14 protein-coding genes and 3 pseudogenes are annotated in these 23,053 nt (G+C 70.5%); 14 read left to right on the top strand and 3 right to left on the bottom strand.

Translation table 11 applies throughout. From position 1 onward, the window contains the following. Positions 1 to 95: 95 nt before the first annotated feature. Together ABZ656_RS43760 and ABZ656_RS43755 are read left to right on the top strand one after the other, a co-directional pair. Positions 96 to 1,424: pseudogene (locus tag ABZ656_RS43760) on the top strand (LuxR C-terminal-related transcriptional regulator); the annotation flags it as partial. A gap of 297 nt (positions 1,425 to 1,721) precedes the next feature. Continuing rightward, entirely contained in the window at positions 1,722 to 2,513 is a 792-nt protein-coding gene (locus ABZ656_RS43755; RefSeq protein ID WP_101401676.1) for a serine protease, read from the top strand. Positions 2,514 to 2,694: 181 nt separating this feature from the next. Here the strand turns inward: ABZ656_RS43755 and ABZ656_RS43750 are convergent, their stop codons facing one another. Next, entirely contained in the window at positions 2,695 to 3,891 is a 1,197-nt protein-coding gene (locus ABZ656_RS43750; protein ID WP_360276165.1) for a winged helix DNA-binding domain-containing protein, read from the bottom strand. Between the two features lie 166 nt (positions 3,892 to 4,057). Between ABZ656_RS43750 and ABZ656_RS43745 the strand changes: the two genes are divergently transcribed. Further along, positions 4,058 to 5,215, top strand: coding sequence for a magnesium and cobalt transport protein CorA (locus ABZ656_RS43745; RefSeq protein ID WP_101401674.1), 1,158 nt, complete (start codon positions 4,058 to 4,060; stop codon positions 5,213 to 5,215). Between the two features lie 578 nt (positions 5,216 to 5,793). Here ABZ656_RS43745 and ABZ656_RS43740 read toward each other — a convergent pair. Then, positions 5,794 to 8,061: a glycoside hydrolase family 36 protein gene (locus ABZ656_RS43740; RefSeq protein ID WP_360276162.1), complete on the bottom strand. Its 2,268-nt coding sequence runs from the start codon at positions 8,059 to 8,061 to the stop codon at positions 5,794 to 5,796. Positions 8,062 to 8,232: 171 nt separating this feature from the next. Between ABZ656_RS43740 and ABZ656_RS43735 the strand changes: the two genes are divergently transcribed. The 9 genes and pseudogenes from ABZ656_RS43735 (at position 8,233) to ABZ656_RS43695 (ending at position 19,441) form a co-directional block, all read left to right on the top strand. After that, the gene (locus ABZ656_RS43735; protein WP_360276159.1) at positions 8,233 to 9,303 is read left to right on the top strand and encodes a LacI family DNA-binding transcriptional regulator; all 1,071 of its coding nucleotides are present in this window, start codon (positions 8,233 to 8,235) and stop codon (positions 9,301 to 9,303) included. Between the two features lie 178 nt (positions 9,304 to 9,481). After that, entirely contained in the window at positions 9,482 to 10,795 is a 1,314-nt protein-coding gene (locus ABZ656_RS43730; RefSeq protein WP_360276156.1) for an extracellular solute-binding protein, read from the top strand. 332 nt (positions 10,796 to 11,127) lie between these two features. After that, positions 11,128 to 12,093: a sugar ABC transporter permease gene (locus ABZ656_RS43725; RefSeq protein WP_180362156.1), complete on the top strand. Its 966-nt coding sequence runs from the start codon at positions 11,128 to 11,130 to the stop codon at positions 12,091 to 12,093. Further along, entirely contained in the window at positions 12,090 to 12,944 is an 855-nt protein-coding gene (locus tag ABZ656_RS43720; protein ID WP_360276153.1) for a carbohydrate ABC transporter permease, read from the top strand. The genes ABZ656_RS43725 and ABZ656_RS43720 overlap by 4 nt, the downstream gene beginning before the upstream one ends. Before the next feature lie 87 nt (positions 12,945 to 13,031). Next, positions 13,032 to 15,596, top strand: coding sequence for a CBM35 domain-containing protein (locus tag ABZ656_RS43715; RefSeq protein ID WP_360276150.1), 2,565 nt, complete (start codon positions 13,032 to 13,034; stop codon positions 15,594 to 15,596). A gap of 89 nt (positions 15,597 to 15,685) precedes the next feature. Beyond that, positions 15,686 to 17,410 (top strand): ribulokinase, encoded by a 1,725-nt coding sequence (gene araB, locus ABZ656_RS43710; RefSeq protein WP_360276147.1) that lies wholly within the window; start codon positions 15,686 to 15,688, stop codon positions 17,408 to 17,410. Between the two features lie 45 nt (positions 17,411 to 17,455). After that, a pseudogene (locus tag ABZ656_RS43705) lies at positions 17,456 to 18,493 on the top strand (L-arabinose isomerase); the annotation flags it as partial. Between the two features lie 26 nt (positions 18,494 to 18,519). Then, positions 18,520 to 18,606, top strand: a pseudogene (araD, locus tag ABZ656_RS43700) (L-ribulose-5-phosphate 4-epimerase); the annotation flags it as partial. Positions 18,607 to 19,072: 466 nt separating this feature from the next. Further along, positions 19,073 to 19,441 carry a signal peptidase I gene (locus tag ABZ656_RS43695; protein ID WP_101401670.1) on the top strand — a complete coding sequence of 123 codons (369 nt, stop codon included), beginning with the start codon at positions 19,073 to 19,075 and terminating at the stop codon, positions 19,439 to 19,441. Between the two features lie 65 nt (positions 19,442 to 19,506). On the opposite strand, the gene ABZ656_RS43690 is transcribed toward ABZ656_RS43695, so the two are convergent. Continuing rightward, positions 19,507 to 20,133 carry a hypothetical protein gene (locus ABZ656_RS43690; RefSeq protein ID WP_101401669.1) on the bottom strand — a complete coding sequence of 209 codons (627 nt, stop codon included), beginning with the start codon at positions 20,131 to 20,133 and terminating at the stop codon, positions 19,507 to 19,509. A 405-nt stretch (positions 20,134 to 20,538) separates the two neighbouring features. On the opposite strand from ABZ656_RS43690, the gene ABZ656_RS43685 reads away from it, so the two are divergent. Beyond that, positions 20,539 to 21,549 carry a helix-turn-helix domain-containing protein gene (locus tag ABZ656_RS43685; protein ID WP_360276142.1) on the top strand — a complete coding sequence of 337 codons (1,011 nt, stop codon included), beginning with the start codon at positions 20,539 to 20,541 and terminating at the stop codon, positions 21,547 to 21,549. 65 nt (positions 21,550 to 21,614) lie between these two features. Then, positions 21,615 to 23,053 (top strand): BTAD domain-containing putative transcriptional regulator (locus ABZ656_RS43680; RefSeq protein WP_360276139.1); only part of this gene is annotated, 1,439 nt, incomplete at its 3' end.

Here is a 23,053-nt window from a genome sequence, read left to right as displayed (position 1 = left end):
CCTGATCGTCCGCGAGCTGCTCGGCGGCCCGCGCCGCTACACCGATCTGCACGCGGATCTGCCGGGCGTGAGCACGGACGTCCTCGCCTCCCGGCCTCGTGCGCTACCAACTCGCCTGGCGGGCCCTGCTGGTGGAGGGCGAGATGGCCAAGGGCCGCGAGGAGGCCGCGATCGCCGCCCAGCTCGCCGCGCGCGCCGGGGACCGGCCCACCGAACTCCTCGCGCTCGGCTTCCAGGCCCAGATGGAGACCCTGATGGGCCACCCGGGCGCACCCGCCACCATCCAGCGGGCGATGCGCGAACCGCAGGACCCCCGGGTGGCGTGCGACCACAACGGCGCCGGCGCCGCCCGCTTCCGCTGGCTGATCATGGGCGACCAGCTCGCCGAGGCCCGTACCACGATCACCGCCCTGCTGCGCGAGGTACGGCGGCGCGGGATGGTCGAGAGCGAGGTGCACTTCCTGCGCGGGCTCGCCGAGACCGAGCTGCGCTCCGGGCACTGCGGGCGGGCGCTCGACCTGGCCCGGGAGAGCCTGCGGCTGGCCCGCGACACGGGGATCGGCGAGGCGGCCACCGCCATGTTCACCTCGCTCGCCGAGGCCGCGGGCGGCGACGTCGACCGGGCGCTGGCGCTGGCCCTGGAGGCCGTGGACCGCGCCGAGGAGGACGGCGACCTGGTGTACCTCTCGCGCGCCCTGGGCGCCCTCGGGCACGCCCAGCTGGTGGCCGGGGACTCGCTCGCGGTGGTGCAGTCCCTGCGGCGGGTACGGGAGCTGGAGGAGCGGCTCGGGGTCACGGACCCGGCCCGGGGGCGCTGGCACGGCGACCTCGCCGAGGCGCTGGTGCGGATCGGTGAGCCGGTCGAGGCGCAGGACGTCATCGACGCCACGCGGGCGCGGGCGCTGCGGCTCGGGCGGGAGAGCGTGCTCGCCGTGCTCGACCGGGCGGAGGCGTTGGTGCGGGCCTCGCGCGGTGAACAGGGGCCCGCGGTACGTCAGCTGACGGCCGCTCAGGACCGGCTGGGCAAGCTGGGCTACGGCCTGGAGGAGGCCCGGGCGGCGTACGCCCTCGCCGGGCTGCGCACCCACCGGCCGGGGCCGACCTCGTACGACGAGGCGACGCGGCTGTTCCGCCGCTGCCGGGCGCTGCCGTGGCTGCGGCAGGTGGAGTCCGCGAGTGCGGCCGGGCCTGCGGTGGTCTCGGCCATGACCCCGCTCGCTCCCGCCGCGCTCGACAGCCTCGCCGCGACGGAGCGTCAGGTCGCGGCGCTGGTCATGGAGGGCGCCACGAATCGGGAGATAGCCGCGCGGCTGTTCATCAGCGTGAAGACCGTCGAGGCGACGCTGACGCGGGTGTACCGGAAGCTGGGGATCCGGTCGCGGGTGGACATCGTTCGGCTGGCTGCGGGGCGCCGGAGCGGGTGAACTGTCCTCGCCCCCGCGTCCCATCGTTGGGGCTGCGCCCCTGAAGGGGCGCGGGGAACTGCGCGAGCAACCCCAACCGGCCCGCAGCCGAAGTCCGGTGGCTAAACCCCGTGTCCCTCAAGCAAGGGTTTTCCCTCCCGCAACTCGCCTAGGGGGTTCCCCTCTTGGATGCGGAACGTTCCGCCTTCTAGCGTGAGCGTCGTGCCGCTCGCTCGGGCACACGGCGTCAGCCCACAGGCGCCGTGCCTCACCCCCCACACCCGCGCGTCCCCCCACCGGCAACTTCTGAGGAGATCCATGTTCGGGCTCAACCGCGCCAAGAGGACCGCCGCGCTCTGTACGGCGACCGCTGCCGCCGCCGCGACCGCTCTCCTGTGCGCACCCGGCGCCGTCGCCGCCCCCCAGCCGATCGTCGGCGGCACGACGACGACCACCACCGCGTACCCGTTCATGATGCAGATCACGGACGCCTCGCAGAACCAGTTCTGCGGCGGCACCCTGGTCGCCGCCAACAAAGTCGTCACCGCCGCCCACTGCATGGTCGACGAGACCACGAGCAGCGTCCGCGTCGTCGGCGGCAGAACGTACCTCAACGGCACGAACGGCACGGTCAGCAAGGTCAGCAAGATCTGGATCAACCCCGACTACACCGACGCCACCAACGGCGACGACGTGGCCGTACTGACCCTGTCGACGTCGATGTCGTACACCCCGGCGTCGTACGTCGCCTCCACGGACACCGGCGTGTACGCCACCGGCGCCACCGCCCGCATCATCGGCTGGGGCACCACCTCGGAGAGCGGCAGCTCCTCCAACCAGCTGCGCACCGCGACCGTCCCGATCGTGTCCAACTCCAGCTGCGCCGGTTCCTACGGCTCCGACTTCGTGGCCAGCGACATGGTCTGCGCCGGTTATACAAACGGCGGTACCGACACCTGCCAGGGAGACAGCGGCGGCCCGCTGCTCATCGGCGGTGTCCTGGCGGGCATCACCTCCTGGGGCAACGGCTGCGCCGAGGCCGGCTACCCGGGCGTCTACACCCGCCTGACGACCTTCTCGAACCTGGTGAAGACGCAGATCAACTCGTAGCCACCAGTCACCGGTGACACTTCGCCAGTCACCGGCGGCCGACGGGCTCCCCCGACTCCTGAGCACTCCTCAGGTGAAAGCCAGGGGGCGTTGCGAGCCTCCACGAGCGGCCCGCAACGCCCCCTGTCCATTCCTCCCCGCTTCCTCCCCGCGCGCGGACTGAGTCCTCCGGTTACGAGTCTTACGCGGCCACGGTCCCGAAGCGGATGTCGTACGACGCCGACGCGCCGGACAGCGTCCGGAGCAACCTCTCGGCCTCCGCCAGCACCTCCTCCCGCTGGACCTTCGTGAACCGGCCGAAGGGTTCGATGGTGAGCGAGTCCCCCTCCTGTCGCCACAGGCCCCCCAGGAATCCGTCGACCAGCAGCGTGCAGTACGCCTGGTTGCCCGCCCAGGTACGCCCTTTGAGACCGGCGGGAACCACCCGGGAGCGGTCGGCGTACGAGAGGAGCAGGTTGTCGAACTCGGGCAGGAAACGGGGCGGGGCCGGGGTGTCGGAGTCGGGGCGGGGCGCGTCGGGGAGGTCGAAGAGTTCGACGCCGTTCTCGTCACGGAAGGTGAGCAGTCGCGGGCGGAGGCTTTCGAAGGTCTCGCGCAGCCTGGTCAGCCCCGCCCAGGTCTGCATGTCCTTGACGGAGGCGGGCCCGAACGCGGCGAGGTAGCGCAGGACGGCCGCGTCGGGGCCCGGGGACGGCTCGGTGGGACGGCCCAGCCAGTGTTCGGCGGTGGTCAGCGCGACCTGGCCGCTTCGGCCCCACAGTCCGCGCGGGGTGACCTGGACGAGCGGCAGCCGGCAGCGGGCTGCGACCGAGAGCGCGAACGGGTCGGCGTCCGGCCAGTGGACGAGCAGTTCCTCACGCAGCTGTTTCATCGTGCGCGGCTCGGCCTCCACCAGCTCCCGAGCGATCACGGCGAGCCGGTCCAGGTCGACACCCGCGAGCCCCTTGCGGAAGTTGTTCAGCTCCCGGTCGCGGGCCCCCTGCACGAGCGGTCGCAGGGTGAGGGCGTCGGCGGCGGTGTGGGTGTGGATGGTGGAGCGCAGGGTCACGATGCGGACGACGGCACGGTCCTCCATGGCCGTCGACAGCTCCTCGGGCCGGAACCCTTCCAGCCGGGCGGCGAGGGCGTAGTACGGCGGCTTCACGTTCTGCGCCTGAAGACCCACGAGGTGCCGGACGGCGTCCGCGGCGCTACGGCCGGCGGACCGGCGCAGGAGGAGCTGGCGGTCGAGGGTCGCGCGGTTGAGGGCGCGGGGGCCGAGCACGGGTGCGGGGTGGCCGCCGACGCGGCGCGCCCTGATCCCGCCACTGACCGACTTCCCGCCACCGTTCCCGTTCGCGTTCTGGTTCCCGTCCACGCCGCTCGTCCTCGTCGTCATACTGTGCACGCTAACGGGGCTTGCGGACAGCTTCTGTCCGCAATCCGTGGAGCCCTCCGCCGGAGCGCCCGCCCGGACAGTACGCCCACCACCGCCCGCGACATTTGACCCGTATATCCTTCTCCGTGATCACAGCGACGTACCTGCGACATGGGAGGCAGCCGCAATGTCCGAGCGACGCCCCCGTCCGGCCGCCAAGAACGGCAGAAAGCCCGTCTGGCGACGCGCCCTGAACCCACCGGCCGCGACCGGCGCGACACCCCCGGCGCCGCGCGCCGACCCGCCGGAGCCGGAACCCGCCACCGACAGCGTCGTCCAGGCGGCCCTGTACCGCGACGGCGTACGGGTCTCGACCCCCGCCTCCCTCGCCGACACCTTCCGAGAGCTGCGCGAACAGCCGTCCGGCATGGCATGGATCGGCCTAGCCCGCCCCACGGAGGCCGAACTCCTCTCCCTGGCGGCCGAGTTCGACCTGCATCCGCTCGCCGTCGAGGACGCGATGGAGGCACACCAGCGTCCGAAGCTGGAGCGCTACGGCGAGACGCTCTTCGTCGTCCTGAGCGCGGCCCGCTATCTCGACGCGCCCGAGGAGGTCTACTTCGGCGAGCTGCACGTCTTCGTGGGCCCCGACTTCGTGATCACCGTCCGGCACGGCGCGGCGCCGGACCTGTCGGCGGTGCGCCGCCGCATGGAGGACTCCCCGGAGCTGCTGAAACTCGGGCCCGAGGCCGTCCTCTACGCGATCCTCGACTCCGTGGTCGACGGCTACGTCCCCGTCGTCTCAGGCGTCCAGAACGACATCGACGAGATCGAGACCGAGGTCTTCCGCGGCGACCCCGAGGTGTCCCGCCGCATCTACGAACTCTCCCGCGAAATGGTCGAGTTCCAGCGCGCCACCCGCCCCCTGGTCGGCATGCTGCACGGCCTGATGGCGGGTTTCGCCAAGTACGGCACCGAAGAGGAACTCCAGCGCTACCTCCGCGACGTCGCCGACCACGTCACCCACACCAGCGAACGCGTCGACGGCTTCCGCCAGGCCCTCACCGACATCCTCACCGTCAACGCCACCCTCGTCACCCAGCAGCAGAACGCCGAGATGCGCGCACTGGCGGAGGCGGGCTTCGAACAGAACGAGGAGATCAAGAAGATCTCGTCATGGGCGGCGATCCTGTTCGCTCCGACGCTCGTCGGGACGATCTACGGCATGAACTTCGACCGCATGCCGGAGTTGCACTGGGTGCTCGGGTATCCCTTCGCGATCGTCCTGATGGCGGTTGTCTGCACCAGTTTGTACGTCATCTTCAAGCGGAAGGACTGGCTCTGAGCAGTCGCCGCGAGAGGCGTCGCCATCAGGAGTCGCAGCTCATCCGCACGCGCCGACGGAGCATCTGAGGCCGCTGGGGAGAATCAGCCGCGCCCAGATCCCGGCGGCCTCTTGGGATCGCGGGCGTTGGCCTGCGAGAGCCACGCCGCTGTGGCGCAATCCGGGAACGCCGGCCGGCACGGAGAGCAGCGGGGGGAGACAACCGGAGTTCCAGCCGGTTCGACAGGACCCGTAGCGACCACATTGCCGTAAGTGCGCAGGTGAGCACGCCTCCTGGTGCGTCTGCGCGGCGTCGGCGAGTTCTCGCGCTGATGGGCAGATTCCGCGAACGGATCCAGCATCCTGCCCATCGCCGCAGGAATCCGGAAGTCGCCGCCCAGTACCGCAGCGGCACCTGTCGCCGGGCTGACGCTGGGCTTGAGCAAGGGCTGAGGTCACGAGGACAATGCTGTCCGCTCGGATTCGGCCAGCAATACGCAGAACTCGTTGCCCTCTGACGCGCCAGCCTCCGTCCCCACGGACAGCCACTCGTCGGTGGACCCTCGCGCCCGACGTTCGGGTGCTGCCCGTCGAGGACGTCATACATGTGAAACCGGGCTCAACCGGAGGAGAACGGCGGTGTTGGCACGAGGCAGGGACACGGTCAGTTTCCCGTCGCCCGCGTCCCACTCCGTGGCGGCACCGGCGGTCGCGGGATGCAGCGCCGTGGTGTGAACGTGCGCGCCCCGCAGATGGGGGACGGTGAGTGTGCGGTCGGTGTCGGCGGAGTTGTTCCCGCCGCCGACACCGACCGGGACGGTCCCGCCGCCGTCACCGCTCAGGACGGCCCCGCCGCCGTCACAGCTCGGGACGGCCCCGCCGCCGCTGCCGACCGGGACGGCCCCGCCGCCGCTGCCGGACTCGCGTCTCCAGATCACGAGGTACGTGGCCTCCTGCCCCCGCAGTCCATGGGCGATCCACTCGTCCTCCCAGGCGGGAAGGCCCAGTGGCCAGAACGGGTGCGCGCCGTTGATCTCGGGCCGGAGGTCCTTGTAGACCGAGATCGCCGAGCGGACGAGGTCGAACTGCTCGTCGCTCATGAGGTTGAGGAAGCCGGAGAGGTGGATACGGCCGAGGAGCGCGCCGGTGAGGGTGAAGGCGATCTCGTCCAGGCTCTGGTCCGGCTGGGGGTACGCCCACACGGCGGCCTGCTCGGGTGTCGCGGCAGTGGCGGCCGCGGCGGCGATGGGCGGGTAGCGCAGCGGGTCCTGCTGGTCGCTGGTGGACTGGATTTGTGCCACCGCGAGTTGCGCGTAGTCCATGCGCAGGCCGCCCGATCCGCAGTTCTCCAGGACGAGGTGGGGGTGGCGGTCGAGGAGTGCGGCCATCCAGCCGAGGTGGGCGCGGTGGTGCCCGAGCAGCCCGGCGCCCGCGCTTTCGACACCCTTCGCCGTACCGACGCCGCCCTCCGTTCCCGGACCGATGTTGATGTTGTAGTCCAGCTTCAGGTATCCGACGCCCCATTCGCCGACCAACCGGTCCACGACCTCGTCGAGGTGTGTGCGGGCGGCCGGGTGACGGAGGTCCAGGTGGTGCCGGCCGTGTTCCGTGACGCGCACGCCGCCGCGTCGGAAGAACGCCTCGGGCGGCAGGGAGTGCGCCAGGGGGCTGCGTACGCCGACGACTTCGGGTTCGAGCCAGAGTCCCGGGGTCATGCCGTGCCGACGGATGGCGTCCAGAACCTCCTGTATGCCGCCCGGGAAGCGGTTGGGCGCGGCCTCCCACGCGCCGACGGCATCCCACCAGCCCTGAGCGTCGTCGTCGTACCAGCCGGCGTCGATCACGAAGACCTCGGCGCCCGCGGTCGCCGCCGCCTCGATGAGGGGCAGGAGCCGTTCGGTGGTGGGATCACCCATGAGGGTGTTCATGTAGTCGTTGTAGATCACCGGGAGGGCGCGGTGGTCGGGGTGGTCGCGGCGGATGCCGCGGCGGTAGTCCGTGAGGGCCCCGAAGGCGGCGTCCAGGCCGCCGGTCTCCGTGCGAACGAAAACGGCGGGGACGGTGTGGAACTCCTGGCCGGGGGCGAGGGTGTGGTGCCACTGGTGGTGGGCGTCGTCGGGTCCGAACAGGGCGACGTAGGCCGCGCCCTCGCGTTCGCCGGTCTCGAAGCGCCAGCCCGCGCTGGACTCGATCTGCCAGAGCCAGGCACGGCCGTCCCGGTCGGTGAGGGCGGCGACGGGGAGGTGGCGGCCGGTGGACCAGCTGCCCTGTGAGTAGCGCTCGAAGCAGCCGCGTCCCTCGTGGCCGTGGGCGGCTCGGCTCAGCGGGACGACCTCGTCGCGGAACGCGGCCTGCCGCCAGCGGCATTCGGCGAGCCAGTCGTTGTCCGCCCAGTGCAGGGTCAGTCCGTCGAGGCCGCCGTCGGCGTCGGAGATACCGCCGAGGGCCAGGGTCGTGACGCTCTCCAGCCGGAGCGGAGCGGCGCCCTCATTGACGAGACGTACCCGTGCGCGCAGGAAACCCGCACCGGAGCCGGCGCCGGAGCCCGCCTCCAGGGTGACCTCGGCGGCCAGCCCGGTCGCCGGGTCCGCCAGCCGGATCGTCGTACGCTCCCGGCCTCCGCCCCGCACCGTCTCATGGTCGCGGTAGGTCAGACGGTCGCCGATGGCCGTCTCTATGAATCGTTCTCCCGACCACATGCGCCCGTGGCCGGTCGCGGTGACCTCGACGAGGGGCACCAGGCGGGCCCAGTCCTGGCCGGGGGTCCCCAGTCTCACCGACCCCGTGGCGTCCAGGACGGCGTGCAGCCCGAGCTCCGGGTGCGACCAGATACGGGACCTCTCGACTGTTCCGACGACAGCGGTCAACGCATTTTCCCCTTCCGGGACGGTTCGGTCCTGCGGTGGCTTTCGTGGGTGCTGAGCTGGTGATTCGCACTCGGCTGGAGAGGGATGTGCCGCGCCGTCTGGCGTATTCGAAAGGTAAATCCCCAGTTACGGTCTCTTGACGCCCACGTTGTGACCGCTCACAATCCTGGCATGGATGTGACCGGTCACACAAGCTCCGGCAGTCACGGCGACCCCCGTCAGGGGCAGCAGAAGGCCGCCAGTATTCGCGACGTCGCCCAGGCTTCAGGCGTCTCCTACCAGACCGTTTCGAGGGTCATCAACGGCCACCCGAACGTCCGGGAGGAGACCCGCAAGCGGGTCGAGGCGGCCATCGAAACCCTGGGGTTCAGGCGTAACGCCACCGCGTTCGCGCTGGCAAGCGGAGTGACCCGGTCGGTCACGGTCATCACGTCGAACACCGTCCTCTACGGCTATGCGGCCACCCTGCAGGGCCTTGAGGAGGCGTCCCGCGCCGCCGGATACACGCTGGGCGTGCGGGTCGTGACACCCGAGGACGACCTGGACCGCACGATCGCCGCGGCCGCCGACACCGGTGGCGGCCTGGTGGTCATCGGCTTCGACCGCCTCGGTGCCGCCGCCCTGGATCGCGTACCGGCACACGTGCCGTGCGCGGCGGTGGTGGAAGCACCGCCGCCCGGCCGTACACCCGGCCGTCCGGCGGTGTGGGCCGACGACCGCGAGGCGGCACGGGCCGCCACGGAGCACCTGCTGGCGCTCGGGCACGAGAACGTCCACTACGTAGCGATTCCCGCCTCGACCGGAACCCGGCGCCTGGCGGGACCTCGTGCCGAAGGCTGGCGCCAGGCCCTGGAAGCGGCCGGCGTCACCCCGCCCGCCCCGTCCGGCAAGGGCTGGGACGCCCAGGCCGGATACGAGGCCGGCAAGAAGCTCGCCCAGAACCAGGACGTCACCGCGATCCTGTGCGGCAACGACGACCTGGCGCTGGGTGTCCTGCGGGCCCTGCACCACGCGGGTCGGCGGGTCCCGGAGGACATCAGCGTCATCGGCTTCGACGACGCCCCGCACTCCGGTTTCGTCACCCCGTCCCTCACCACGGTCCGCATGGACTTCCACGGGCTGGGCCGCGCCGCGTTCGGGCTGCTGCGCTCCCAACTCGACACCGCCCAGCAGGAACCCGCGCCGGTACCGGCCGAACCCACCCTCATCCTCCGGGAGAGCTCGGGGCCACGCGACGCATGAGCCGGACCGGACGTCCGCGCTCGCGATATCCGTCACGTCCGCAGCGCCCGCGCTCGCGATATCCGTCACGTCCGCTGCGCCCGCGCTCGCCGTATCCGTCAGCCGCCTTCCCCGCAGTCATCGCCCGACTTCGCAGCACCGCCCCGCCTCCCTTCCGCGTACGACCAAGGATCTCGCCATGAGAAGAGCCGTCTCCGTCCTTGCCACCGCCTGTGTTCTCGGGCTGACCGCGACCGCGTGCAGTGACAGCACGGGTGCCACCACGGCCGCCGCGCCCGAGGGCTCGGTCAACCCGACCGCCTCCCTCAAGGGCGTCACCCTCACTATGTGGGTCGCCCAGAACAGCGTCTCGGAGCCCAAGCAGGCCATCGAGGCGTTCGAGAAGGCCACCGGGGCCAAGATCACCACCGAGGTGATACCCGACCCCTACGAGTCGAACGTCCCGACCAAGCTCGCCTCGGGCGTCAAGCCGGACCTGATGTTCTGGCAGCCCACGGGCAGCACCCTGCCGTTCGTCCAGCCGGCCAAGAACCTGCTGCAGCTCGACAACGAGGACTGGGTCTCCAAGCTCGGCACGACGGAGAAGACCCTCGGCCAGGTGGACGGCCACCGCTACGCGGCCATCGTCACCAGCCCCGCGGTCCTCGGCGTCTACTACAACAAGGACGTCTTCGCGAAGGCCGGCATCACCACCATGCCGACCAGCTACGACGAGATGCTCGCCGACGCCGCGAAGATCAAGTCGAAGGTCTCGGGCGTGGCCCCGTTCTTCGAGGTCGGCGGCGACAAGTGGCCCCTGCAGTGGCAGGTCCAGGCCCAGATGACGGATCTGCCGCAGTCCTTCTGGGACAACCTCAACAAGAACAACGACAGTTGGACCAACAAGACCATCGTCGACGCGATCACCAAGTACAAGACGAAGGTCCTCGACGGCGGCCTGGCGCAGAAGAACTACAAGACCGCCACCTTCGTCGACCAGGGCAAGGCGATCATGGACGGCACCGCCGCGATGGCCCTCAACGTCACCGCACTCCAGTCCGAGATCCAGGCCACCTCAAGCACGGCGGACATCGACAAGAAGCTCGGCTGGTTCCCCATCGCCAACAGCTCCGCCAAGGCCGAGTACTCCCCCGACCAGACCAACGGCGTGGTCGCCTTCAACACCGGTGACGCCAAGCGGCAGAACGCCGCCCGGCAGTTCATGTCCTTCTGGCTCGGCCCGGACTACCCGGCCTACATCAAGGCCGACAAGCTCGTGTCCGTGGAGCCGTCCGTGGCCAACCCGGACGGCCTGCCGCAGACCGCGATCGCCCAGGCCAAAGCGCTGTCCACCGCCTCGGGTGTCTTCCAGGTCAAGGCGCTCACCGCTCCCGACATGCACCTCGCCCTCGCCGACATGATCTACGGCAAGAAGACCCCGCTCCAGGTCGCCCAGGCTGCCGAGGACCAGTTCAAGCAGGTCCTCAAGGCACGCGGCGTCTCCGGCTTCTGACCGGCGCCCCTCAGGGGGTGCCTTGTGGACCATGCCGGAGTCGCGGGGTGTGGCACGCACTCCCCCACTGCCTTGAGGGCGTGGGGGGACCCCAGCGGCGTTGTCGTCGGTTGCCGACTCCCCCGAGCTCTCGGCTTCGCCCGAGCAGGGACCCCCATCGTGTCGGTGCCCTCCTCCGCCTTGCAGCCGCACGCACCACACCCCGCTCGGCTCGGCTTCGAAGGCACCGCCTCTTGGAGCCGGCCTGATCCACAAGACACCCCCCAGCCCAGCCCCTCCCCCGGGCCGCCCGTCGGCGGAGTGCCCGGGGGCCCGTACCGGAGGTCAAGAAAGTGGTGGACACCGCCACGATGGACGCTATCGACGCCACGCGTGCGAAGGACCGAGACCAAGGCGACGACCAGGACCGGCCGTCCCGTCGCAACCGACTCCGCAGCAAGGCCAACCAGCCGTGGTGGTTCGCTCTGCCCGCGCTCGCCGTGTTCGGCGTGTTCTTCCTGCTGCCGAACCTGCTGAACTTCGTCTACCCCTTCACCGACTGGTCGGCGTTCCACTCGCAGATCGGCTTCGTGGGCCTGTCGAACTTCAGCACCATCCTGCACGACGGGTCGATGGCCCGTGACATCCGTATCACCCTTGAGTACGCGGTCCTCGTGGCCGTGTTCCAGAACGCCTTCGGTCTCGGCCTGGCCCTGCTGCTGGAGCGTGACACCCGCTTCAACCGCTTCTTCCGCGCGGTCTTCTTCCTCCCCGTGCTGATCTCCGCGCTCGCCGTCGGCTACATCTTCCGCGCCCTGCTCGCCCAGGACGGGGCGCTCAACAGCGTGCTGTCCTCGCTGGCGGGACACCACGTCGACACCCCCTGGCTCGGCTCGACCACCTGGACGCTGGTCGTGGTGACCCTCATCCACGGCTGGAAGTGGATGGGCCTGGCCATGCTGATCTACCTGGCGGGCCTGAAGAGCATGCCCGGTGACGTGCTGGAGGCCGCCCGTATCGACGGGGCCGGCTGGTGGCGCACCTTCTGGTCGGTCAGGTTCCCGCTGCTCGCGCCCGCGGTCACGTTCAACGTGACGACCGCGCTGATCGGCTCCATGAACACCTTCGACATCGTCCAGGCCACCACCGGGGGCGGTCCCGGCAGTGAGACCGAGGTGTTCAACATCTACATGTTCCGCATCTTCGGCCAGGGCCTGTACGCGCAGGCGTCGGCGATGAGCCTGGTGCTCTTCCTGATCGTCGTCGTCCTCGCCGTGCCCGTCATCGTCGGCCTGCGCCGCAGGGAGAACAACCAGTGACCACCGTTACCGCGTTCGCCCCCGCACGCCTGCGCCCGCTGCGCTGGGTCCGGCCGCTCGCCGTCCTCCTGATCGCCGCCGTCACCATCGGCATCCCGCTGTGGCTGGTGGCGGTCACCTCGGTGAAGCCGCAGGCGGAGGCCATCAAACCCAACCTCTCCCTGCCCCACCACGTCCAGGCCGCCGCGAACTACCAGCAGAGCTTCGACGAGGGCAAGGTCGTCCAGAGCTTCGTCAACAGCCTCCTGGTCGTCGCCCCGTCCGTCGTCCTCGTCCTGCTCCTCGGAGCCGGTGCCGCCTGGGTGTTCGCCCGCCGCAAGGGGCGCCTGGTCAACACCCTGTACGCGCTGAGCATCAGCGGGCTACTGCTGCCTCCCGCGGTGATCACCATCGTCATGGAACTGCGCCAACTGGGCCTGGCCGGCACCCGGCCCGGCATGATCGGCGTCTACGCCGGGATGTACCTGTCCACCTCGATCTTCTTCATGACCGGGTTCATCCGCGCCCTCCCCGAGGAGTTGGAGGAGGCCGCCCGCATGGACGGCGCCGGACCGGCGCGGGTCTTTTTCCGCATCATCCTGCCGCTGCTGCGCCCGGTCATCGCCACGGCGACGATCATGGTGATGCTCTATGCCTGGAGCGACATCTTCTACGCCTTCTTCGTCCTCGGCGGCGGCGACAAGGCCACTCTCCCGCTCAACCTCTACCAGGTCGCCAACGCGCAGCTCTACCTCAACAACTGGCACCTGATCTTCGCCTACGTTGTGATGATGAGCCTCCCCATGGTCCTGGTGTTCGTCATCGCACAGCGCCGCATCGTCTCCGGCATCACGAGCGGCGCCGTCAAGTAGCACCGGGGCGCGGCGCGTTCGCCCGCCCAGGTCACCCCGAAGCACACCGACAGCCTCCCGCGACGCCGCGGGAGGAGGAGGACAGCCATGCCTCGAACACCTAGCAGACCCCGTTCTGTCAGCGGACTCATGGGCGCGGTCGTGGTGACCGCCACCCTCGTGGGCACGGCGCTGACCGTCCCCGCCGCGCAGGCGGCCACCCCGCAGCTGACCGTCGATCTCGGCACGACCACCGGCGCGGTCATGCACGGAGCCAACGGCGCCCTGTACGGACTCAGCGACGACGGCGTGCCCGGCGACAGCCTGGTCACGCCCCTGCACATGACGTCCATCGCCCAGAAGGCGCCCGACGGCACCCAGCACCCCAACGGCGACGCGCTGACCGTCCAGCCCGCCTTCGCCCGCGGGGGCGGCGGCGACAACCTGATCTACATGCAGGACATCTACGCCCAGTGGCCGTACGAGAACCTGGGGCTGAGCGACTACCTGTCCAAGGTCGACACGATGGTCAGCAAGGTCGCGGCCCGCTCCGACGCGAGCACGTTCGTGTGGGTGCCGTTCAACGAACCGGACGGCAACTGGTACACGGGGCTTGGCAGTTCGACCAGCGCCACGTACAACAGCGCGCTCGCGAGCTTCGAGAGCGACTGGGCGACGGTCTACAACAAGATCCGCTCGATCATCCCGAACGCCCGCATCGCCGGCCCCAACGAGACCCACTACGACTCCCGCCTGATGGGGGATTTCTATCCCTGGGCCAAGGCCAACAACGTCCTGCCGGACATGACCACCTGGCACGAACTGGACCCAAGTTCCCTGTCCAACTTCGAGGGGAACCTCGCCGCCTACCGGACCATCGAGAGCAACGCCGGCATCAGCGCGCGGCCGGTCGACATCAACGAGTACGGTGACCGCCGCGACCTCTCGGTCCCGGGCCAGATGGTCCAGTGGATGTCCATGTTCGAACGGAACAAGGTCTACGCCGACCAGGCGTACTGGGACATCGCGGGGAACCTGGACGGCAACGTCAGCCAGACCAACATCCCCAACGGCGACTGGTGGCTGCTGCGTTGGTACGCGGGGCTGACCGGCCAGACCGCCAAGGTGACCCCGCCGCAGTCCAACGTGATCGACACCCTGCAAGGCATCGCGTCCCTCGACACCGGCCGTGAGCAGGCCCAGGTCCTCCTCGGCGGCGGTACCTCCGGCTCGGCGAACACCGTCGTGCAGCACATACCGTCGTCGTTCGGCAGCACCGTCAACGTCTCGGTGGAGCGCACCGCCTGGAGCGGTTACGAGGGCGCGGGCCCCGCGCCGACCGTGCTGGCCCGCAGCGCGTACACCGTCGCCTCGGACGGCAGCATCACCGTGCCGCTGACCGACCTCGACCCCATGTCGGCCTACCGGATCGTCGTCAACCCCGCGGGCACCGGCACGCCCACCGCGGCGAGCACGCCCTGGTCTGCGTCGTACGAGGCCGAGAGCGCGACCATCACGGACGGCACCGTCTACACCCAGGGCAGCGTCACCAACGCGTACGGCTACGCCACCTCGGGCACCAAGGACGTCGGCAGCCTGAACCAGACGGACAGCAAGGTCGCCTTCAGCGTCAGCGCCCCGACCACGGGCACGTACAACCTCAACGTCTTCTACGGCAACCAGTCCGGCGGCCCGGCGACGCAGACCCTCACCGTCGACGGCGGCTCGTCCCAGACGATCAGCTACTCGCCGACGCTGAACTGGACCTACCGCTCCACGGCCGGCGCCTCGGTGTCCCTGACCGCGGGCACCCACACGATCACCCTGGCCAAGGGGACCAACGAGGTCACCCTCGACAAGATCGACCTGACCGCGGCCTCCACCGCGGACACCTCCTATCCGGCCACGTACGCGGACATCACCGGCTCACCCACCTACAGCTACACGGCCTCCGGCACGACCGGTGCCGGCGCCCTGGCCCTGACCTCGGGCTCCTCCGCCGCCTTCGACGTCTACGCGCCGACCGACGGCTACTACACCGTCCACACCGACTACTCCTCCAACGGGTCCGGCACCCTCACCCTGGACGGCGCCACCGCCGTCACCCTCGCCTCCACGAGCGGCACGCTCACCGACAAGAGCTCACGGCTGTACCTGTCGGCGGGCAACAACCGTGTCACCGCGGCCACTTCGGGCTCCACCACGCTGACACTGCGCGACCTGCGCGTGGCCGCGAGCGCCGACACCACGGGCGTCACCGCCTACGAGGCCGAGAGCGGCACCCTCGCGGGAACCGCCGTCGCCACCTCGGACACCTGGGCCTCCGGCGGCAAGTACGTCGGCTACATCGGCAACGGCTCGGCCAACACCCTCACCTTCAAGGTGAGCGCCGCCAGTGCCGGGCGGTACGTCATGAACGTCCGCTACGCCAACGACCAGGTCTCCGGCTCCGGGAACTACAACACCAACGTCGTCTCCCGGGCGGCCCAGATCTCGGTCGACGGCGGCACCGCGCAGACCGTCATGTTCCGCAACAACTACAGCTGGTCCACCTATTGGGACCTGCCCGTCCCGGTCACCCTCACCGCCGGCACCAACACGGTCACCTTCGCCGACGCCGGCGCCTACGCACCCGACATCGACCGCATCACCGTCGCGCCGGTCACCGGCTGACGCCCAACTCTGATCGGGGCCAGGGCACTTGAGCCGGGCCCCGACCGGAACCCCTACTCCACGGATTCCCGCTCTCCACCTCATCCAGCATGTCGAACAGCGCACGAAACACCGAACAGAAGGGCGACCCGGTGGTGAACGCCGAGCACAGCGAACACACCCGTCCAGACACTTACGTCATCGGAGTCGACTACGGGACGCTGTCCGGGCGGGCCGTGGTGGTCCGCCTCGCCGACGGCGCCGAACTGGCCGCCGCCGAGCACCCGTACACCCACGCCGTCCTCGACCGGAAGCTCCCCGACGGGACCCCGCTGCCGCCCGACTGGGCACTGCAGGTGCCCGCGGACTACATCGACGTCCTGCGGATCGCCGTACCCGAGGCCCTGGCCCGCTCCGGTGTGCGGCCGGAGCAGGTCGTCGGGATCGGCACGGACTTCACCGCGTGCACGGTCCTGCCGGTCCTCGCCGACGGCACACCCCTGTGCGAACTGCCCGACCTGACCGGCCGTCCGCACGCCTACGTCAAGCTGTGGCGCCACCACGCCGCGCAGGCCCAGGCCGACCGCATCACCGCACTGGCCGACGAACGCAAGGAGCCCTGGCTGCGGCGGTACGGCGGGAAGATCTCCTCGGAGTGGGAGTTCGCCAAGGCCCTGCAGTTGCTGGAGGAGGACCCCGAACTCTACGAGCTGACCGACCGCTGGATCGAGGCCGCCGACTGGATCGTGTGGCGCCTGTCCGGCACCTACGTCCGCAATGCCTGCACCGCCGGATACAAGGGCCAGCTCCAGGACGGCAGTTACCCCTCCCCCGACTATCTCTCCGCGCTCAACCCCGGCTTCGCCGGCTTCGTGACCGACAAGCTGGACCAGCCGATCGGCCGACTCGGCGGTCTGGCAGGGGGGTTGACGGCCGAGGCCGCCGCGTGGACGGGCCTGCCCGAAGGCATCGCCGTGTGCGTGGGGAACGTGGACGCCCATGTGACGGCACCCGCGGCCACCGCGGTGGAACCGGGCCGGATGGTCGCCATCATGGGCACCTCCACCTGCCATGTGATGAGCTCCGACCAGTGGGCCGAAGTGCCCGGCATGTGCGGGGTCGTCGACGGCGGCATCCTGCCGGGCCTGTGGGGCTACGAGGCCGGGCAGAGCGGCGTCGGAGACATCTTCGGCTGGTTCGTGCGCACCGGGTTCCCCGTGTCGTACGCCGAGGAGGCCGCCGCACTCGGCCGCGACCCGCACGAACACCTCACCGCCCTCGCCGCCGAACAGAAGGTGGGCGAGCACGGGCTGATCGCCCTGGACTGGCAGAGCGGCAACCGTTCCGTGCTCGTCGACCATGACCTGAGCGGCGTCCTGGTGGGTCTGACGCTGTCCACCCGCCCCGAGGACGTCTACCGGGCGCTGCTGGAGGCCACCGCCTTCGGCACCCGCACCATCATCGAGGCGTTCGAGACGTCCGGTGTGCCGGTCCGAGAGCTGATCATCGCGGGCGGGCTGACGAAGAACGCGCTGCTGATGCAGATCTACGCCGACGTCACCCGTCTCCCCCTCGGTGTCATCGACTCGGCACAGGGTCCCGCGCTCGGCGCGGCGATGCACGCGGCGGTCGCGGCCGGGGCGTACCCGGACATCCGGGCCGCCGCCCACACCATGGGCAAGGCCCGCCCGGCTGTCTACCAGCCCGACCCCGAGCGGGCCGCTGCCTACGACCGCCTGTACGCCGAATACCGGCTCCTGCACGACTACTTCGGCCGCGGAGCCAACGAGGTCATGCACCGCTTGCGCCACCTCCGCACCCAGGCGTCCGCCTGAGCGGCACCCCTGCCCGGTGGTCAACTCCCTTTGAAAGGACCCCTCATGGAGACCAACGCCACGCCCTACCCGAACCAGGAGATCTGGTTTCTCACCGGAAGCCAGGGCCTGTACGGCGACGACATCCTGCACCAGGTGGCCAAACAGTCCAGGAGCATCTCCGAGATCCTCGGCGCCCCCGGGAAGGTCCCGGTCCAGATCGTGTGGAAGCCGGTCCTCACCGACGCCGAGTCGATCCGGCGGCTGTGCCAGGAGGCGAGTGCCTCCGACACCTGCGTGGGCGTGATCGTGTGGATGCACACCTTCTCACCGGCCAAGATGTGGATCGCCGGACTCAGTGCGCTGGACCGGCCCCTGCTGCACCTGCACACCCAGTACAACCTGTCGCTGCCCTGGCCGAGCATCGACATGGACTTCATGAACCTCAACCAGGCCGCCCACGGTGACCGCGAGTTCGGCCACATCGAGTCCCGCCTCGGCATCGACCGCAAGATCGTCGCCGGTCACGCCACGGATCCGAGGGTCGTCCGGCGCATCGCGGCCTGGGCACGGGCCGCCGTCGGCCGCCACGCCTCACGCACCCTGCGCCTTGCCCGCTTCGGCGACAACATGCGGGATGTCGCCGTGACCGAGGGCGACAAAGTCGAGGCTCAGCTGCGGTTCGGCTTCTCCGTGAACACCTACGCGGTCAATGACCTGGTGGCCGTCGTGGACGCGGTCGAGGACAAGGAGGCCGCCGAACTCGCCGCCGAATACGTCGAGTCGTACGACGTGGTCCCCGCACTGCGCCCCGGTGGCATCCGCCACGACTCGCTGCTGTACGCGGCCCGCCAGGAGATCGGGCTGCGCACCTTCCTCACCGAGGGCGGCTTCACCGCCTTCACCACCAACTTCGAGGACCTCGGCGGCCTGCGCCAGCTGCCCGGTCTCGCCGTCCAGCGCCTGATGGCCGACGGCTACGGCTTCGGCGGCGAGGGCGACTGGAAGACCTCGGCGCTGCTGCGCACGATGAAGGTCATGGGCGCCGGCCGGCCCGGCGGCACCACCTTCATGGAGGACTACACCTACCACCTCGGCCCGGGCGCCCCGCCCTGTCCCCGACAGCCCCACCTCCCCCGCATCTCCTGGCCCGCCACTACACCCGCAAACACGGGCCCGACGCCTACTACGGCAACCCGGCTCCCGCACCCGCGTGAGCAATCCGTGACTGGTCGGCGCAGCACCGACATCCAACTAGCGCCCTGAGGCGGGCCCTTGCTCCTGCACAGGCGCACAGCGCCGGCGCGAGCACGACTGCGACGCGGTACCGCGGCCTCCAGCGGCGGCCTGGCGTCCTGCCCCACCTGACCGTTCGGATGGTGGGGGCGAAGCGGCCCGCCCGGGGGTGAAGGGCCGCTCGTCCCGCTGCCCCGCGAGCGCGTCGGCCGAACCCGTGGGCGCCGTTGTCCAGGATCCCGCGGGTGACCATACGCAGGAGCGTGCAGCCCTGGTCGGCGGAGGCGGGCGCAGGCCTCCGCGGCGGCTTCGGCCAGAGGTCTCGACGATGGTGACGCCATGGCCTCGTACTGCACGGTGAGCCCGGGAAATCCGAGCAGGAGCCCGCCTGCGGCGGCCCCCTTCATGAGATCGTGCCGGCCAGGAGCGGCTGCTAGCGTCCGGATCATGAACGAGAGCGTGTACGTGGGCAGCGCGGGCAAGGACGCGGCACTCGACCGGGGATGGCTCCTCGGACACTTCAAGAACGCTGACGATCCGCGCCATAGCGAGGCTGTTGAGATCAAATGGGGCGTCCATCCGCGTGGTGACGAGCGAAGGCAATGGGTGAGGGGCGAGGAGCGAACGGCCCTCCTGCTGCTCATCAGCGGTCGCTTCCGCGTCGAACTCCCCGGCCGCAGTGTTCTCCTGGAACAGCAGGGTGACTACGTCGTGTGGGGCCGCGGAGTCGACCACTCCTGGTTCGCGGAGGAGGAGTCGGTGGTACTGACGGTTCGGTGGCCATCCGTACCCGGTTATGCGGTGGCACAGCCCTAGTGCTGTGACCGCACAGGTCCGCCGGGTTGGACGATGGAGGCCATGATGACGAGCGGCCGGTCTCCTCAGATGTGCGTGTCGGGGGTTCCGCGAACCGCATACGCCGGCAGGCGGGCCTCCCTCAGACAGGCCGGGGAGAGCGAGAGGCCGAACCGCTGCTCGATCACGCCGAGGGTGCGCCGGTAGGTATCCGTGTAGTGCTCGCGTTCGTGAGCGATGAGGGTGGTCCCGTCGGGCTGCAGCACGTGCCCGGCAACGAGGTCCGGGAGCAGCAGGTCAGGCTCCCGGCCCCAGCGCCACACTTCCTCGCCCAGTCCGAAGCCACACAGTTCCACGCCGTCCCGAGCGTAGAAGACAGTGGCCGGCGGATGCTCTTGCATCGGCACGTAGTGGACGGCTTCGGCACCGTCGCGGGAGATCTCCGCCAGCCGGTCCCCGCCGGTCGAGTCCCCGTACTCCAGAGCGAACGACCAGCCTCCATGCTCCCCGACCCGTACCACACCGTCGCCGTCCTCGCCCGGGCGGTACCACTCGCCGAGGTCCCAGGCTTCGGCATCGGTGATCGGCTCGGTCGCTGCGTCCCGGTCGCCTCCCATACGTACCGCCAGTTCCTGCGCGGACATCCCGCGTGCGAACACCACGCTGGACATCCAGTGCTCCAGATCGACCAGCCACCGAATCCCGTGGTGCATGTCTTCGCCCCTCGCTCAACGGCCGTCGGTTGTCTGGCGCACCCTATGACGTGCCACCGACACGGAGATCTCGCAGAGCAGCGCCAAGTGATCACGTCGTCGGCTGCAAGCGTGGCACCGACGCCGCCGCGCTCGACCGGCCGGCTCCAGCGCTCGGTCGCAGCGGCCGACTTCGAGGTCTTCCTCGTCACGCTCGAAGTCTTCGCCGCCAGTTGGTTCCCGATGCCCTGACCATGCTTCATGCGAGCCCGGGGTGCCGTATTCGGAGGCCGAGACCCTCACGCGCCCCGGCGACACCCGAACTCCCGGACCACGGAGACACCGACGATCCACAATAGCGAGCATGGACATCGAGATTTTCCTCGGTCGGGGCCCCGGACCCGACATGTCACCTCGGGAGTCCTCGTGATCGACTCGGTGATGCCGCGCGTGCCGAAGGCGGCGGCACAGCAGACGTACGGCCCGCACCCGAGCTCCGCCGCCCCACGCGACGCCTCGCACGACTCACGCGACGCCTCGCACGACTCACGCGACGCCTCGCACGACTCACGCGACGCGTCGCACGTCCCACGCGACTCACGCGACGCCTCGCACGACACCGAACCGGTCCGACGTCTCTTCCGGCTGCCGGACTCGACCGACGACGCGTATCTGCACCTGGGCCTGCACGTCCAGGGCTCGGTCTCGGTGACTCGGGGCGGCACCCAGGTGTTCCTGGCCCCCGGCGACCTGGTGTTCCACGATCCGGCCCGGCGTGACCACCTGCGTTTCAGCGGCCCTTGTCGGCTGACGGTCTTCCGGGTGCCCCGCAGTCCCCTGGGGATCTCGCCCTCGGACCTGCACCGGGTCATGGGCCGGCGCGTGCGGGGCGACGAGGGTGTCGGCGCGCTGGTGTCCAACTTCCTCTCGGCGCTCGCCGCCGAGACGGACTTCCGCAGGGCGAGGACAGGGCACCGGTTCGCTCGCAACGCCGTCGACCTCGTCGCCGTGCTCGTCGTGCAACTCCTCGGGGAGGAAACCCCCGACGCGTCGGACGTCGGTACCGAGACGGTGTCCCGGATCCGGGCCTTCATCGAAGAGCATCTGACGGATCCGGATCTGTCGCCGGAGTCGATCGCGTTCGCCCACCGCATCTCCGTCCGCTACCTGCACAAGCTCTTCCAGCGGGAGGGCACCACGGTGGGTCAGTGGATACGGCGGCGCAGGCTGGACGCGTGCCGGCGCGAGCTGGGCCGGAGCGCGAACCGCAGGCCGAGCGTGGCCGCCGTGGCGCAGCGCTGGGGGTTCAGCAGCCCCTCGCACTTCAGCCGCACCTTCCGGGACACCTACGGCATGTCCCCCAGCGCATGGCAGGCGTCGGCCGCGTCGGGGAGCGCCGTTCACGGCCGATCGGACGAACCGCCTCCGGCCACCTGACCGAGGGCGCAAGGAGAGTGGTCCCGTAGCGTCATGGGTGGGGGGAAGGGGAGTTCGACGAGGTGATGCGGTTCGAGGTGCTGGGCCCCTTGCGGGTACGACGGGCGGAGCGGGAACTCGATCTGGGATTCCCGCAGCAACGCGCCCTCCTGGCGCTGCTCATGGTGCGGGCGGGTCGGCCGGTGCAGATGAGCGAGATCGTGGATGTGCTGTGGGCGGGCCGTCCGCCGGCCAGCGCCCCGAACGTGGTGCGCCGGTACGTCGGCGCGCTGCGGCGGCTGCTCGAACCGGGGCTGCCGCCCCGGGCGCCCGGCCTTCGTCTGCCGCGCCGCACCGGTGCCTACCTCCTGGACGCGAAGCCGGACGAGATCGATCTGCTGCGGTTTCGCGAGCTCACCCTGCAGGGCAAGCGGGCGGCCGCCACCGGTCGGCCCGAGGTGGCCGTACGGCAGTTCGTCGGGGCCCTCGGCGAGTGGCGCGGGCCGGTGGCGATGGGGATCCCCGCGTCGGCTCGCGAGCACGCCCTGTTCCGCGCCGTGGAGCACGAACTCGTGCTCACCACACGGATGGCTGCGGACGCGGCCCTGCTGTGCGGCACGGCGGGCCTCGTGCTGCCGAGCCTGCGCCGGGCCGTCGGACTGGAGCCCCTGGACGAGTCCCTGCATGCCCGGCTCGTGATGGTGCTGGCGGCCTGCGGACTGCAGGCCGAGGCGCTGACGGCGTACGAGGAGGTACGGCGCCGACTGGCGGCGGAGTTGCGGGTCGCCCCGGGCGACGAGCTGAGCGAGGCCCGCACCCGGGTCCTCCGTCAGGAGCTGCGCGCGTCCGCGCCCCAGGCGCACCGACCGGTCAGGACAGCGCTGCCCGAACCGGTGGAACTCCTCGCCCGGCCCGCCCAGTTGCCGCCCGGCCTGACGGTCTTCGCCGGTCGGAGCGAGGAACTCGGGGAGCTGACCGCCCTCGCCGGGGCGGCGGCGTCCTCCGGGGCGCCCGGGACGATCCTGGTCAGCGGAATGGCGGGTGTCGGGAAGACCGCGTCGGTCGTGCACTGGGCTCATGAGGCCGCGCATCGGTTCCCGGTCGGTCAGCTCTACGTCGAGCTGCGCGGCCGCGACCCGGCCGCCAGGGCGGCGCCGGAACCCGTGGAGGCGCTGCGCGGGTTGGTGGCGGCGCTCGGAGCACCGCCCCGACACCTCCCGGACGACATGGCCGCGCTCACGGACCTCTACCGCGAACTGCTGACGGACCGCCGGGTCCTCGTCGTGCTCGACGACGCGGCCGGCACCGAGCAGGTACGTCCACTGCTGCCCACCGCCCCGGGCTGTCTGGCCGTGGTCACCAGCCGTGACCGGCTGCCCGGTCTGATCACCTCCGGGGCGCGGCCGCTGCGTCTGGACCTGCCGTCCGCCGCCGACGCCCGCGCCGCACTGGCCCTGCGCGTCGGTCACCGGCGGTCGGCCGGCCCCACCCGCGCGCCGCGTGCCTGCCAAGACACGAGGGGCCC

The sequence above is a fragment of the Streptomyces sp. NPDC007095 genome, from assembly GCF_040634475.1.
Lineage (GTDB): Bacteria > Actinomycetota > Actinomycetes > Streptomycetales > Streptomycetaceae > Streptomyces.
This window is presented reverse-complemented; position numbering and strand designations above follow the sequence as displayed.